The sequence below is a fragment of the Mesorhizobium sp. WSM3224 genome, from assembly GCF_000427725.1.
Taxonomy (GTDB): Bacteria; Pseudomonadota; Alphaproteobacteria; order Rhizobiales; family Rhizobiaceae; genus Mesorhizobium.
This window is the reverse complement of record NZ_ATYO01000007.1, coordinates 70,054-84,574: the sequence shown is the minus strand read 5'-3', so window position 1 is coordinate 84,574 and position 14,521 is coordinate 70,054. Positions and strand designations below refer to the sequence as shown.

Sequence of the window (14,521 nt, the reverse complement as noted above, 5' to 3'; positions counted from 1 at the left end):
TAGGTTAAACTACCGAGACCTCATATCTCAGAACTGAACAAGAGAGTCGTCGGTGATAACCGCACCGCAATTGCGCGCAGCAAGATCGCTGCTTGGCATCGATCAACGCAGGCTTGCCGAATTGTCCGGCCTGTCGGTGCCGACGATCCAGCGCATGGAAGCCAGCAACTCGATCATCCGGGGCAATGTCGATTCGCTGATGAAGCTGATCGCGGCGCTCGAGGCGGCCGGCATCGAACTGATCGGGGAAGGCGCGGCCAGCCAGGGCGGCGGGCGCGGCGTGCGGCTGAAGGCCGGTGTCGATCCCGCCAAGGCGCTCGAATCCGATGGCGATACCGAATCCGGCGGGCGCCTGCCGTGATTTCGACGGTCGCCCTTCTGCTGTGTGGCCCTGCCGCGCTTCTGGGAACAGCCATATTGGCCGCGGCCGCCAGCCGGCACGCCGCCGCGACGCGTCTGGTCTATGGCGCCGCGCTTGTCATTTCGGCCGCCCTGCTGGTCACCGTTGCCGGTCATCTTGCCGGCAATCCCGGCGAGGTGTCCGCCATAACGTTGCCGCTCGGCCTGCCCTGGACCGGCGCACGGTTCCGTCTCGACGGCCTGTCGGCGTTCTTTCTCGTCGTCGTCAACCTGGGCGGCGCAATCACCAGCCTCTACGGTCTAGGCTACGGCCGGCACGAATCCGCGCCGCATCGCGTGCTGCCGTTCTATCCGGCATTCCTCGCCGGCATGAACCTCGTCGTGCTGGCCAACGACGCCTTCAGCTTCCTCTTGTCCTGGGAGTTCATGTCGCTCGCCTCCTGGGCGCTGGTCATGGCGCACCACCGCGACGAGGCCAACCGACGGGCCGGCACCATCTACCTGGTGATGGCAAGCTTCGGCACGATGGCGCTGCTGCTTGCTTTCGGCCTGCTGGCGGGGCCGGCGGGAACCTATGCGTTCGACGCAATGCGGACGGCGCATCCCGACCGGTTCGCGGCCGGCGCGGTGCTGGTTCTCATGCTGCTTGGTGCCGGCTCAAAGGCGGGCTTGGTGCCGCTGCATGCCTGGCTGCCGCTTGCCCATCCGGCAGCACCCAGCCACGTCTCGGCGCTGATGAGCGGCATCATGACGAAGGTCGCCATCTACGGCTTCATCCGCGTGGTGTTTGACCTGCTTGGCGAGCCGGCATGGTGGTCGGGCATTGCTGTGCTTCTCATCGGCGGCGTGACGGCGGTCCTGGGCATCCTCCACGCGCTGATGGAAAAAGACCTCAAGCGGCTGCTTGCCTATTCGACCATCGAGAATATCGGCGTCATCTTTGCCAGCCTCGGCCTTGCGCTGGCCTTCAAGGCGAACGCCATGCCGTCGGCGGCGGCGCTGGCCTTCACCGCTGCGCTGTTCCACGTGCTGAACCATTCCTTCTTCAAGAGCCTGCTGTTCTTCGGCGCCGGCGCCGTGCTCTCGGCGACCGGGGAACGCGACATGGAAAAGCTGGGCGGCCTCATCCACCGCCTGCCGGTGACCAGCTTCGTCTTCCTCGTCGGCTGCGTCTCGATCTCTGCGCTGCCGCCCTTCAACGGCTTCGCCTCCGAATGGCTGGTCTTCCAGGCGATATTGCTGAGCCCCGAGCTGCCGCAATGGGGGCTGAAAGTCATCGTGCCCGCGGTCGGCGGCATGCTGGCGCTGTCGGCGGCGCTGGCAGCGGCCTGCTTCGTGAAGGCATTCGGCATCACTTTCCTTGGCCGGGCGCGGTCGGCGGCGGTGGAGCGGGCGCATGAGGTCGACCGCTGGTCGCTGGCGGCGATGGCCGTGCTTGCCACCTTCTGCCTGCTCGCCGGCATTCTGCCCGGCTTCGTCATCGACGGCCTGTCGCCGGTGACGCTTTCGCTCATCGGCGACCGCATGCCGGTGCAGATGGCTGAGCCGTGGCTGTCGATCGTACCGATCGCCGAGAGCCGCAGCTCCTATAACGGCCTGCTGGTGTTCGTCTTCATCGCCATCTCGGCGTCGCTGGCGGCCTTCTTCATTCACCGCTTCGCCTCGCATGCGCTGCGCCGGGGCATTGCATGGGGATGCGGCTTCGCGGACGCGGTGCCGGCCGCGCAATACACGGCCGTCAGTTTCGCGCAGCCCATTCGCCGCGTCTTCGGCGGCTTCGCGTTCCGCGCCCGCGAGACGGTGGAAATGCCGGCGCCGGGCGCCCTCGAGCCGGCCCGCCTCAAGGTGGATATGCACGATGTGACCTGGGAGATTTTCTACCAGCCGATCACCGGCGCGATAGATTTCGCCACCGAGCGGCTGAACCATCTGCAATTCCTGACCATCCGCCGCTACCTGACGCTGGTCTTCCTCTACCTCGTCATCCTGCTCCTGGTGCTTGCGCTATGGCCGTGATCTTCGATCTGGCCGTGCAGGGCGCGCAGATGCTGTCGGTGCTTCTGCTGGCACCGCTTTTGATCGGCTTCGTGCGCAAGGTGAAGGCAAGGCTTGTGCGGCGGCAGGGGCCCTCGGTGATCCAGCCCTATCGCGATCTCGTCAGGCTGATGCGCAAGGAGGTCGTGCTGGCCGACAACGCGTCCTGGCTGTTCCGCGTGACGCCCTACCTGATCTTCGCCGCCACCTGGGTCGCGGCGGCGCTCGTCCCGACATTCGCCACCGGCCTCGAATTCAGCTGGGCCGCCGACCTCATCGTCATCGTGGCGCTGCTCGGCAGCGCGCGCTTCTTCCAGGCGCTGGCCGGCATGGATGTCGGCACCAGCTTCGGCGGCATCGGCGCCAGCCGCGAAGTGATGATCGCATCGCTGGCGGAACCCGCGATGCTGCTCATCGTATTCAGCCTGGCGCTCGTCGCCGGCGCCACGCAGCTTTCGACGGTCGCCGCCTTCATGGGCTCGCCGCAGGTCGGATTGCGGGTGTCGCTCGGCATGTCGCTGATCGCCCTGGTGATGGTGGCGGTCGCCGAGAATGCGCGCATACCGGTCGACAATCCGGCCACGCATCTGGAGCTCACCATGGTGCATGAGGCGATGATCCTGGAATATTCCGGCCGTCATCTGGCGATGATCGAGCTCGCCAGCTTCCTCAAGCTCCTGCTCTACATGTCGCTGATCTCCTGCGTTTTCCTGCCCTGGGGGCTGGAGAGCGCGGCGACCGGGCCGAGATCGCTTGCCATCGGCGCAGCCGCCTATCTCGGCAAGCTCGCGGTGCTTGCCATCCTGCTTGCCGTGTTCGAGACGGCGGTCGCCAAGATGCGTGTCTTCCGCGTGCCGGACTTCCTCGGCGCGGCGCTGATGCTGGCGCTGCTCGGCACGCTTTTGCTGTTCGTCTCGCGGAGCCTGTGATGAGCGGTCTCACCTTCGACATCGCCCATCTGCTCGCCGGCAGCCTGGTGCTGATTTCCTTCATGATGCTCTACCAGGATCGCCTGTTCGCGCTGATCAACGTCTTTGCGCTGCATGCGGTCGTGCTTGCGCTGTCGGTGGCCTGGCAGGCCTATATCCAGGACGCGCATCATCTCTACATCACAGCCGGGATCGCGCTGGTCTTCAAGGCGATCGTCATTCCCGTCGGGCTGCATCGCATCATCCAGCGGCTCGGCATCCACCGCGACATCGAGACCGCCGTCGGCATCGGTCCGACCATGCTGGCGGGCATCGGCCTGGTGACACTGTCCATGGTGCTGATGCTTCGGGTGACGCCCGAGGCCGACCCGCTGGCCCGAGAGGATCTGGCCTTCGCGCTGTCGATCATCTTGCTGGGACTGCTGGTGATGGTCACCCGCCGCAACGCCGTCAGCCAGGTCGTCGGCTTCATGTCGCTGGAGAACGGCCTTGTGCTGGCCGCCACCGGCGCCAAGGGCATGCCTCTGGTGGTCGAGATCAGCGTCGCCTTCTCGATCCTGATCGCCTTCATCGTCATCGGCGTCTTCCTGTTCCGCATCCGGGAGCGGTTCGATTCGGTCGATGTCGGCGCGCTCGACGACTACCGGGGAGAACGCCGGTGACCGGGTTTTCCTTCGACGCCGTGGCCGCGATCCTTTTTATCCCAGCCGGCGCCGCGGCTGTCCTGGCGACAATGCCGAACTACCGCATGACGGCGGCCGTCAACGTCGCGGCCAGCCTGCTCACCTTGCTCGCGGCGCTGTCGCTGTTCGTCACGGAACGGCCGGCGCCGGGACAATATCTGCTGATCGACGACCTCAACATCGTCTTCATCGTGCTCAACACATTCGTCGGCTTCACCACCAGCGTGTTCAGCGCGTCCTATATCGGGCATGAGCTGGAAACCGGCCGGCTGACCGCGCCCAACCTGCGGTTCTACCACGCGATGTACCAGATCATGATGTTCGGCATGAACCTGGCCTTCGTGTCGAACAATATCGGCCTGATGTGGGTCGCGGTGGAGCTCGCCACGCTGACCACGGTGCTGATGGTCGGCATCTACCGCACGCATGAGGCGCTGGAGGCGGCGTGGAAGTATTTCATCCTCGGCAGCGTCGGCATCGCGCTCGCGCTGTTCGGCACCATCCTCGTCTACATGGCCGCGCAGCCGGTCGTCGGCGAGGGCACCAACGCCATGGTCTGGTCGGTGCTGATCGAGAAGGCAGCGCATTTCGATCCGGCCCTGCTCAGCGTCGCCTTCATCTTCCTGCTGCTCGGCTATGGCACCAAGGTCGGGCTCGCACCCCTGCACGCCTGGCTGCCCGATGCACATGCCGAAGGCCCGACGCCGATCTCGGCGGTGCTGTCGGGCCTGCTGCTCAACGTCGCGCTCTACGCGGTATTGCGCTTCAAGCTTTTGCTCGCGGCGAACCCGCAGGCGATCGGCCCCGGACCGCTGATGGTCACGATGGGGCTGACCTCGCTCATCTTCGCAGCCTTCATGCTCTACCGCCGCCGCGACATCAAACGCCTGTTCGCCTATTCCTCGATCGAGCATATGGGCATCATCGTCTTTGCCTTCGGCATGGGCGGCCCGCTCGCCAACTTCGCCGGCCTGCTGCACATGGTCATGCACAGCCTGACCAAATCGGCGATCTTCTTCGCCGTCGGCCATATCGCGCAGGTCAAGGGCACGCAGAAGATTTCCGAGATCAGGGGGCTGACCGAAAGCCATCCGGGGCTTGGCTGGGCGCTCGTCATCGGTGTTGTGGCAATAGCCGGCCTGCCGCCGCTCGGCATCTTCATGAGTGAATTCCTGGTCGTCAGCTCGACCTTCGCCAGGCATCCGTGGCTGGCTATCCCGCTGGTGTTCGGGCTGCTCATCGCCTTCGGGGCGCTGTTGCTGCGGCTGACCGGCGTCGCCTTCGGCGAGCCGCGCGGCGGCATGGCGCCGGTCGAGGCGTCCTACGTGCCGATGTATTCGCACCTCGCTCTGGTGTTTGCCGCCGGCATCTATCTGCCGGCGCCGCTGGTCGCGTGGTTCCAGCATGTCGCCGGTATACTGGGGTAAGGCGCATGGTGAGGAAACGCGTGCCAGCACTCGCCGATCTCATCGAGGCCGATCGCCAGGTCGAGCATCACGCGCCCTGGCGGCGCGCCGTGGTGGCCCCCAAGGTCTGGAACCTTGCCGTCGAGCAGCTCGCCGACGGCCGCTGGAGCCTGCTCGGCCTGTGGGGGGAGCCTGACAAAGTGCACATGGCGCTCCTCGACGAAGCGTTGAACATCGGCGTGATCAGCCTGGATTGCCGCGGCGGCCGCTACCCTTCGGTCGGCCAGTACCATCCGCCGGCCCTGCGGCTGGAACGCGCCGCGGCGGACCTCTTCGGCCTGGCGCCGCAAGGCCTGCCCGATACCCGCCGCTGGCTCGACCACGGCCAATGGGGCATCAGTCACCCGCTGGCGACGCAGCCCGGGGGATCGGCGGCCGCCTCCTCCTACCGGTTCCTGGCTGCCGACGGCGAAAGCCTCCACCAGGTGGCGGTCGGGCCGGTGCATGCCGGCATCATCGAGCCGGGACATTTCCGCTTCACGGCCGGCGGCGAAACGGTGGTGCGTCTGGAAGAGCGGCTGGGCTATGTGCACAAGGGCATTGAAGGCCTGATGGCCGGCGCTTCCATCGACCGTGCCGCAAGACTTGCAGGCCGCACTTCAGGCGACAGCACGGTCGCCTATTCGCTGGCCTTTGCCCGCGCGGTGGAGGCGGCGCTCGGCGTCACGCCACCGCCGCGCGCGATATGGCTGCGGGCGCTGATGGCCGAGCTGGAGCGCCTCGCCAATCACCTCGGCGATATCGGCGCCATCTGCAACGACGCCGCCTTCGCGATCATGCATGCGCATTGCGGCGTGCTGCGCGAGCGCGTGCTGCGCACCGCCGACGCGGCTTTTGGCCATCGCCTGATGCGCGACCGCATCCTGCCCGGCGGCACGGCACGCGATCTGGACGAGGCGGGGACCAACGCCATCCGATCGCTGGTCGCGGAGATCAGGCAGCGCTTCCCGCATCTGGTGGAACTCTACGACAACACCGCCTCGCTGCAGGATCGCACGGTGGCGACCGGCCGGCTCAAGGTCGAGCTTGCCCGGCAATATGCCGCCGGCGGCTATGTCGGGCGGGCGTCGGGCCGCGATTTCGATGCGCGGCGCACCCCAGGCTACGCGCCATATGACGAGCTCGCCTTCGATGTGCCGGTGCTGCAGGAGGGCGACGTCAACGCCCGCGTCTGGATCCGCGTGCGCGAGGTCGAGCAGAGCCTGTCGCTGGTCGAGCAGATTCTCGGGCGGCTGCCCACCGGCCCGATCAGCGTCGACGTCGCCACGGCAGGCAATGCCGCGGATGGACCGCGCGAGGGCATGGCGCTGGTCGAGGGTTTTCGCGGCGACATATTGGTCTGGCTGCGCATCGGCGAGGACGGGTTGATCGAGCGCTGCCACCTGCGCGACCCTTCATGGTTCCAGTGGCCGCTGCTGGAAGCGGCGATCGAGGGCAACATCATCGCCGACTTCCCGATCTGCAACAAATCGTTCAACTGCTCCTATTCCGGCCACGACCTCTAGGCTGGGCCAAGGCACACCGTCATGCGAAAACTGCTCTTCGAAAGCCTGATCCGCCCGCCCCTGACCGAGCGCGCGCCGCAAGTCAGCGACGCGGCCGTCGACGAGCTGGCGCGCGCGCTTGACGGCGTTGCCCGCAAGCGGCTGGGCCGGAGCCTGTCGATCCGCGCGGTCGACGCCGGTTCCTGCAACGGCTGCGAGCTCGAAATGCACGCGCTCAACAACGCCTTCTACGACATCGAGCGCTTCGGCTTCCGCTTCGTGGCATCGCCGCGCCATGCCGACGTGCTTTTGGTCACCGGGCCGGTCACGAAGAACATGCGCGAGGCGCTGAGGCGGACCTTTGACGCGACGCCCGATCCGAAATGGGTGGTCGCGCTCGGCGACTGCGCCAAGGACAGCGGCTGCTTCGCCGGCAGCTATGCCGTCGTCGGCGGCGTGTCGGACGTGGTGCCCGTCGACCTGCACATCCCTGGCTGCCCGCCGGCGCCGATCGAGATCCTCAAGGGATTGATCGCGCTGCTCGACGGCGCAAACGGGAAGGTGCGCGCTCAGCGAGACTGAGCATCGATGCCATCGTTTCTTTAAGACCTGTCGACGCTTGGCTCTGCCCCTTCCCGGCAGGCATTGTCCCGTCTGAGTTTCCACCGCCGGCCGTTCCACATGATCTGAAATGGCGAGCCGCGCGGCGCAGCCTAACCGGTTCCGTGCCTGCGCTGGCTCTAAAGCGCGTCGCGCTGAAACGGAATCAGGCGACGCGCTTTAAATCTTTGTTTTGATGCATGTCGTTGTCCCAGAACCGCAGCACACTTCTGGGCGACATGCATTAAATCGGTGTCTTCAATTTTCTCAAAAAATCGATTTGCAAATGCATTCACATGGCATAATCATGCCGTTCTATGAGCACGATCTCCAAAGTTGCCGAGCGGGCAGGCGTGTCGCGGACGACCGTTTCGCATGTGATCAACCATGCCGATCGCGTGTCGAAGTCGCTGCGCGAGCGCGTCGAGAAGGCGATCGCGGAGCTCGGCTATTCGCCCAATCCGCAGGCGCGGAGCCTGCGAACCGGGCGCACCAACACGGTGGCCATGCTCATTCCGGATATCCGCAACCCGTTCTATCCGGAGATGGTCAAGGCCGCGCAGTCCGAGTTCGAGGCTGTCGGCCTCGACATGCTGATCTTCAACACCGACGTGCCCGGCGGCCATAGCCAGGAGCACGGCCATGAATATCTGCGCCAGATCAGGCACCGCCGGGTCGACGGGCTGATCGTCGGCGACTTCGCGCTGCACGGCATGCACCACGCGCTAATCGGCATCGACATTCCGACCGTCTTTATCGGCAACCTGCCCAATCGCGCGGTCGACAGCGTCAGGCTCGACGACTTCGGCGGCGGCTATCTGATGGGCGAGTATCTGGCGCGCAAGGGCCACCGGCGCGTCGCCTATGTAACGGGGCCGACCTCGTTCCGGGAGGCGATGGAGCGCGCCGAAGGTTTCGAGAAGGGGCTTGCCGACAATGGCGCGCCGCCCTTGGCTGAATTGCGCTTCACCGGCTCCTATTTGCCGCCTTCCGGCGTCGAAGCGGTGGCATGGCTGCTGGAACGGCACGGCGATCCGCTGCCGAGCGTCATCTTCTTCGCCAATTATCTGATGGCATCTGGCGCGCTGGCTGCCTTCCACGACCGCGGCATCATGGTCCCCCGCGACATCGCGGTGGCGGTGTTCGAGGACCTGCCGCAGCTCGAATATGTACGCCCGCGCCTCACCCGCGTCGGCAACAGCCCGGCCAATCTGGCCCGGGAGGCGACGTGCATGCTGCTCGAAAGGCTGTCCGGCGCCTATCAGGGCGAGCCGCGCACGGTGACGGTGCCATCCTTCCTCCACCCCTTCGACACGGCGTGAGGAGATCGAATCACCGGCCGGCGAAAACCGCCAGCCTCGAAAGTTCAACACAGACGATCAACAGGGAGGAAACTGTGACCGATCGACAAACTTCGCCAGCCAAATCCGGCCTGACCAGACGACGCGTCCTGCAAGGGGGTGCCGCCCTTGCCGGCGGCATAGCCGGCCTGCCTTTCATCAACCGTATCGCCCGCGCCCAGGGCGCGGCGCTGAAGTTCTGGCAATTCTACGCGCCGGGCGGCGACGTGAAGCCGCAGGTGAAATGGTTCGAGGACATGGTGGCGGGCTGGAACGCCAGCCATGACGTCAAGGTCGAGCTCGAATATGTGACCAACAGCGAGTACATGAATGGCTCGAAGCTCTCCACCGCCTTCGCTTCCGGTGAAGGCCCCGACATCTTCATCATCAGCCCTGGCGACTTCCTGCGCTACTACAATGGCGGCGTGCTGGCGGACCTGACGCCTTACATCGACGATGTGGCAAAGGCCGATTTCCCGGAGAGCGTGATCGCCAACCGCATGGTCGACGGCAAGATCTACGGCGTGCCGATGGAGGTCGAGCCGATGGCCTTTTACTATTCGGTGAAGGCCTTCGAGGAGGCGGGGCTCAACGAGAACGACGTGCCCAAGACCTGGGACGAGCTGCTGGAGGTAGCCAAGAAGCTTACCACGCCTAACCGCTACGGCGTGCTGTTCGAGACGACGCCAGGCTATTATCAGAATTTCACCTGGTATCCCTTCCTGTGGCAGGGCGGCGGCGAGTTCCAAGGCAAGGACGGCAAGAGCGCCTTCGATTCGCCGGCGACCGTCCAGGCGCTGAAGCTCTGGCAGGACGCCATCAAATCGGGCGCGGCGCCGCGCCAGGTGCTGAGCGGCGGCTTCGACATCGTCGCCAATCTCGGCGCCGGCTATTGCGCCATGCAGAATGTCGGCGTCTGGGGCATCTCGGCGATGGACAACAACGCCAAGAACATGCCCTACGGCATCTTCAAGCTGCCGACGCCCGCCAACGGCAAATATGTGACGGTCGGCGGCGGCTGGGCCTTCGTCGCCAACGCCAAGGGCAAGAACCCGGAAGCGGCTGCTCGGTTCTGTGCCTGGGCACTCGCCTCGAAGGATCAGGACTCGATCCAGCGGGTCGTCGACTGGTGCACGGTGGCCAAGAGCGACATGCCACCGCGCAACAGCGCGCTTGCGGCTGGCGGTGCCGCCTTCACCAACGGCAAGATGGGCGTCTTCTCCAAGGAGGTCCATCCCGGCACCCGCGCCGAGCCGCGCGTGCCGCCCGAAGTCTACAAGATCATCTCGGATGCCATCCAGGCCGCGCAGTTGGGCGGCGCCGATCCGCAGCAGACAGCGACGGCCGCCAGCCAGCAGCTCGACGCCTTCCTCGCCAGCTACTCGGGAGCGCCTATTCTTTAGCCTTCAGGAGAATTCGCATCGAAGCCCTCTCTTGCACTCCAGGCAAGAGAGGGCTCGCCAATGGGCCGATCCGACATGACCTATCCCTCCACCACCTTGGCCTCCACGACCGCGAAAGACCGCCCCGTGATCTCGCGCAGGAACCGCCGCGACTGGCTGGCCGGTTATCTCTTCGTGCTGCCAGACGCGCTGGGGCTGCTCGTCTTTGTCGGCCTGCCGATGCTGCTCGCGCTCGGCATCGGCTTCTTCGAGGTCGACGGCTTCGGCTCCTACAAGTTCGTCGCCTTCAAGAATTACGCGCGCATGTGGCACGACCCGCTGTTCTGGTCCGCGCTCAGGGTCACAGTGCTCTATGCCGTCATGCTGGTGCCGGCGCTCTATGTCTCGGGGCTCGGCCTGGCGCTGCTCGTCCAACGCGGCGGCCGCTTCGCGACCGTGATCCGCGCGATGTTCTTCGCCCCGCAGATGGTGAGCCTGGTCGTGGTGGCGCTGGTCTGGCAGATCCTGCTTGTCGAGAAGGTCGGCGCGATCGGCCGGCTCGCCGCCGCGATCGGCTGGGGCCCGGTCTCGTTCCTCGGCGATCCGAACCTGGCGCTGATCACCCTGGTGGCCGTCAGCGTGTGGTTCATGATGGGCTTTTACATGCTGATCTTCCTCGGCGGCCTGCAGGATATTCCGGGCGAATATTACGAGGCGGCGAAGATCGACGGCGCCGGGCCGGTCACCAGCTTCTGGTATATCACGCTGCCTTTGCTCAGGCCGACCAGCTTCTTCGTCCTGCTGGTCTCGATCGTGATGGCGGCGGCCGGCGGCCAGGTCTTCGACCTGATCTACGTCATGACCAATGGCGGCCCGGTCAACGCCACCGCGGCGCTCATCGTCTACATCTACAAGCAGGCCTTCCAACTCGGCGCCTTTGGCTATGCCTCGGCGATGGCCTCGCTGCTCGTCGTGATGCTGATGCTGGTCACGCTGTTGTTGTTCGCGCTCACCCGCGGCGGGCGTTTTGACCATGACTAGCACGCATTCGGCCGGCTCCGCCCACATCCTGCGCCTGCTGTGGATGCTGATCTCGGCGGTGCTTGCGTTGATGACCATTTTCCCGCTGGTCTGGATGCTGGTCATCGCCTTCAAGCCGGCGCCGGAAGTGTTCGCGCCGAACTTCCTGCCGGTCTCGCCGACGCTCGGCAATTTCCTCTACGTGCTGACCGAAGTGCCGTTCTTGCGCTACCTCGCCAATTCCTTCTTCATGTCGGCGACCGTCACAATCGTCGCGCTGTTTTTCCACTCCATGGCCGGCTACGCGCTGGCGCGGCTCCATTTCCCCGGCCGCGACTTCATTTTCCTCGCGATGTTCTCGACCTTCCTGGTGTCGCTGCCGGTCATCATCGTGCCGCTGTTCATCCTGGTGAAGGCGCTCGGCCTCATCAACACCTATGCCGGCCTGATCGTGCCTTCGATCTTCAACGCCTTCGGCATCTTCCTTCTTCGGCAATACTATCTCTCGCTGCCGCGCGAGTTGGAGGAAGCCGCGATCATGGACGGCGCCGGCCGCTGGCGCATCTACTGGTCGATCGTGCTGCCGCTCAGCCGGCCGATCCTCGCGGCGCTGGCGATCCTGTTCTTCCTCGCCAACTGGAACGCCTTCCTGTGGCCGCTCACCGTCGCCTCCGACACCAATCTCTGGGTCGTCCAGGTGGCGATCGTCAATTTCAAGAGCCAGTACGCCGGCGCCTGGAACTATGTCATGGCCGCCTCGACCATCGTGGCGCTGCCGATGCTCGTGCTGTTCGTGATCTTCCAGCGGCAGATCACCGAATCCATCAAGACCAGCGGCCTCAAGTGAATAACAAGCATAGGAACGACAGATGACCCAAGCCGGACTTTCGCCGCTGCGCGGCCTCGCCAAGCTGCGCGATGCAAGCACGCGCCGCTTTTCCAGCTACGACCGCACCGGCGGCAATGACGACCGCCTGCACATCGAGCCGGGCCAGACCGTGACTATCGCCGAATATCAAGGCGCCGGCATCGTCACCCACATCTGGGCTACGCTTGCCTGCAAGAGCGAAAGCTTTCTGCGCAAGATCGTGCTGCGCGCCTACTGGGACGGCGAGGAGCACCCAAGCGTCGAGACTCCGGTCGGCGACTTCTTCGGCATGGGTCACGCCCGCACGAAAAACTTCGCCAGCCTGCCCGTGCAGGCAAGCCCCGAGGACGGTAAGGCTTTCAATTGCTATTTCCCGATGCCTTTCGCGGCCGGCATGAAGATGACGATCACCAACGAGGCCGAGGACGATCTGTTGTTCTATTATTATGTCGACCTCGAGCTGCATGAGCGGCTGGAGGACGGCTTCGGGCGCTTCCACGCGCAGTACCGCCAGGCGCGGCCCGAGGGCATGGCGGAGACCGGCCTCACCAACGAGCAGTTTCTGTTCGGAGGCGAGACCGCGGACGGCAAGGACAATTACACGATCCTCGAAGCCGAGGGCCGCGGCCACTATGTCGGCGTGCTCTACAGCGTCTATTCGCGCCGCCGCTCCGCGCTGTGGGACTGGTACGGCGAGGGCGACGACATGATCTTCATCGACGGCGAGCCCGGCCTTTCGGTGCCCGACACGGTGCGCAAGCCCGACCCGCGCATCGGCCCCAAGGCAGCGCTCATCGAGCCACGCGGCGAAAGCGCGCCGGGCGCCAACGACGCCTGGCCGCCGACGCTGCACGGCACCGGCACGGAAGACTATTTCAACACCGCCTGGTGCCCGACGCAGGATTATTCCGCGCCCTATCACGGCATCATCGCCGCCGGCGGCCCGAACTGGACCGAGCCCGTCACGCTTTACCGCTGGCATATCGAGGATCCGGTGATCTTCCGGAAGCGCATCCGCGTCAGTATCGAGCACGGCCACGCCAACCGGCGCGCCGATGACATCTCGTCGGTCGCCTTCTGGTACCAGGCCGAGCCGCACAAGCCGTTCGCGCCGCTGCCGCCGGCCGCCGAGCGCATCCCCACCTTCCGCCGCCCTTACGAGAGCTGGGAAGCGGCAAGCGCCGCCTCGATGCGGGAGTGAGTGATCGCCTGGCAGACGGAGGAATTCGATCCTCACGCGAGCCCGATCGGCGCCAGGGGTATTGGCGAACTCGGCGCCACCGGCGTCGCCGCGGCGATCGCCAATGCGATCTACGACGCAGTCGGCATCCGCGTGCGCGAGGTGCCGATCCTGCCGCATCACATCCTTGAGGGGCTCGCGAAGAAGGAGGCGGGATGACTGTCGAGATGGTTCCGGAAGAGCCATCACGTCCGATCCATCCTGGGTCTCCCATGCAAAGCATCGCCCAATCGTCGACCGCATGGGCGGCGCTTCGGTTGGACAAGTTCGACCCGGACCTCCTCGCAGAGTGGTTCATTCCAGACGGAACCCTAAGGCGGGTCGCCAGTTGAAGGGGTTTGAACTGGGAGACGATGCCATGAACGACGGTTCCGCCCTGCAATCCACCACTGCGATCGCTCACAAGAACCGCGCCCGCCAGCCGAACGAAAGCGCCGAGTACCGAAAGGCGCGCGAGGCCCTGCTGGCCGAGGAGATCGAACTCAAACGCCACATCGCGCGCGTCGCCGCCCAGCGTCGCGCCTTGCCGCCTGGTGGCGAGGTGAAGGGCGACTATCAGTTCATGGGCGAAGCCAGTAGCGTGGCCGGCGCCAATCCCGTTGGCTTCGAGGCGCTCTTCGGCGATAAGGACACCCTGTTCGTCTACAACTGGATGTACGGCCCCAAGCGCCAGCGCCCTTGCCCCATGTGCACCGCGCTCCTGAGCTGCCTGGACGGCAACGCCGATCACGTCCGCCAGCGGATCGCCCTCGCGGTCGTCGGTCTTTCGTCCATCGAGCGGCAGATCGCCTTCAAGGTGGAGCGTGGCTGGAAGAACCTGCCGCTCTATGCCGACGTCAACGGGAATTTCAGCCGGGACTACCACGCCATCATGGACGATGGGACGGACACCGCCGCCGAGAATGTCTTCACCCGGCGCGACGGGACCATCCGGCACTTCTGGGGCGCGGAGCTGGGCTTCGAGTCGGCCGATCCGGGCAAGGACCCGGCAACCGAGCCGGACCTGATGATGCTGTGGAACGTCCTGGACTGGACGCCGGAAGGCCGCGGCACCAACTGGTACCCGAAGATCACCTACTAACGGGCACGGGCTCTGTGCGAATTGAAGGCTCCGC

At 65.3% G+C, this 14,521-nt stretch carries 14 protein-coding genes; all 14 read left to right on the top strand.

Translation table 11 applies throughout. The annotated features are described in order from the left end of the window. The first annotated feature begins 52 nt into the window (after positions 1-52). The 14 genes from YU3_RS0114430 to YU3_RS0114360 all read left to right on the top strand — a co-directional run bounded on the left by YU3_RS0114430 (position 53) and on the right by YU3_RS0114360 (position 14,487). Positions 53-361 (top strand): helix-turn-helix transcriptional regulator, encoded by a 309-nt coding sequence (locus YU3_RS0114430; protein ID WP_027166920.1) that lies wholly within the window; start codon positions 53-55, stop codon positions 359-361. Beyond that, positions 361-2,376 carry a hydrogenase 4 subunit B gene (hyfB, locus tag YU3_RS0114425; RefSeq protein WP_027166919.1) on the top strand — a complete coding sequence of 672 codons (2,016 nt, stop codon included), beginning with the start codon at positions 361-363 and terminating at the stop codon, positions 2,374-2,376. Before YU3_RS0114430 ends, hyfB begins: the two co-directional genes overlap by 1 nt. Further along, positions 2,367-3,323, top strand: coding sequence for an NADH-quinone oxidoreductase subunit H (locus YU3_RS0114420; protein ID WP_027166918.1), 957 nt, complete (start codon positions 2,367-2,369; stop codon positions 3,321-3,323). The genes hyfB and YU3_RS0114420 overlap by 10 nt, the downstream gene beginning before the upstream one ends. Next, the gene (locus YU3_RS0114415; RefSeq protein ID WP_027166917.1) at positions 3,323-3,985 is read left to right on the top strand and encodes a hydrogenase-4 component E; all 663 of its coding nucleotides are present in this window, start codon (positions 3,323-3,325) and stop codon (positions 3,983-3,985) included. The genes YU3_RS0114420 and YU3_RS0114415 overlap by 1 nt, the downstream gene beginning before the upstream one ends. Further along, positions 3,982-5,433, top strand: a complete 1,452-nt coding sequence (locus YU3_RS0114410) for a hydrogenase 4 subunit F (RefSeq protein ID WP_027166916.1) — start codon at positions 3,982-3,984, stop codon at positions 5,431-5,433. Before YU3_RS0114415 ends, YU3_RS0114410 begins: the two co-directional genes overlap by 4 nt. A 5-nt stretch (positions 5,434-5,438) precedes the next feature. After that, complete coding sequence (locus YU3_RS0114405; protein WP_245273506.1) at positions 5,439-6,977, top strand: NADH-quinone oxidoreductase subunit C; 1,539 nt, start codon at positions 5,439-5,441, stop codon at positions 6,975-6,977. A 21-nt stretch (positions 6,978-6,998) separates the two neighbouring features. After that, the gene (locus YU3_RS0114400) at positions 6,999-7,538 is read left to right on the top strand and encodes an NADH-quinone oxidoreductase subunit B family protein (protein WP_027166914.1); all 540 of its coding nucleotides are present in this window, start codon (positions 6,999-7,001) and stop codon (positions 7,536-7,538) included. A gap of 335 nt (positions 7,539-7,873) precedes the next feature. Then, positions 7,874-8,878, top strand: coding sequence for a LacI family DNA-binding transcriptional regulator (locus YU3_RS0114395; protein WP_027166913.1), 1,005 nt, complete (start codon positions 7,874-7,876; stop codon positions 8,876-8,878). 74 nt (positions 8,879-8,952) lie between these two features. Next, positions 8,953-10,299 (top strand): sugar ABC transporter substrate-binding protein, encoded by a 1,347-nt coding sequence (locus YU3_RS0114390; protein WP_027166912.1) that lies wholly within the window; start codon positions 8,953-8,955, stop codon positions 10,297-10,299. 60 nt (positions 10,300-10,359) lie between these two features. After that, a complete protein-coding gene (locus YU3_RS0114385; RefSeq protein WP_245273505.1) occupies positions 10,360-11,319 on the top strand; it encodes a sugar ABC transporter permease in 960 nt (319 codons plus the stop codon). Then, positions 11,312-12,145 carry a carbohydrate ABC transporter permease gene (locus YU3_RS0114380; protein ID WP_027166910.1) on the top strand — a complete coding sequence of 278 codons (834 nt, stop codon included), beginning with the start codon at positions 11,312-11,314 and terminating at the stop codon, positions 12,143-12,145. The genes YU3_RS0114385 and YU3_RS0114380 overlap by 8 nt, the downstream gene beginning before the upstream one ends. Before the next feature lie 22 nt (positions 12,146-12,167). Then, positions 12,168-13,367 carry a glycoside hydrolase family 172 protein gene (locus tag YU3_RS0114375; RefSeq protein ID WP_027166909.1) on the top strand — a complete coding sequence of 400 codons (1,200 nt, stop codon included), beginning with the start codon at positions 12,168-12,170 and terminating at the stop codon, positions 13,365-13,367. After that, positions 13,368-13,565 carry a hypothetical protein gene (locus tag YU3_RS0114370; RefSeq protein WP_027166908.1) on the top strand — a complete coding sequence of 66 codons (198 nt, stop codon included), beginning with the start codon at positions 13,368-13,370 and terminating at the stop codon, positions 13,563-13,565. A gap of 199 nt (positions 13,566-13,764) precedes the next feature. Further along, positions 13,765-14,487 carry a DUF899 family protein gene (locus tag YU3_RS0114360; RefSeq protein WP_051333944.1) on the top strand — a complete coding sequence of 241 codons (723 nt, stop codon included), beginning with the start codon at positions 13,765-13,767 and terminating at the stop codon, positions 14,485-14,487. Positions 14,488-14,521 lie beyond the last annotated feature (34 nt).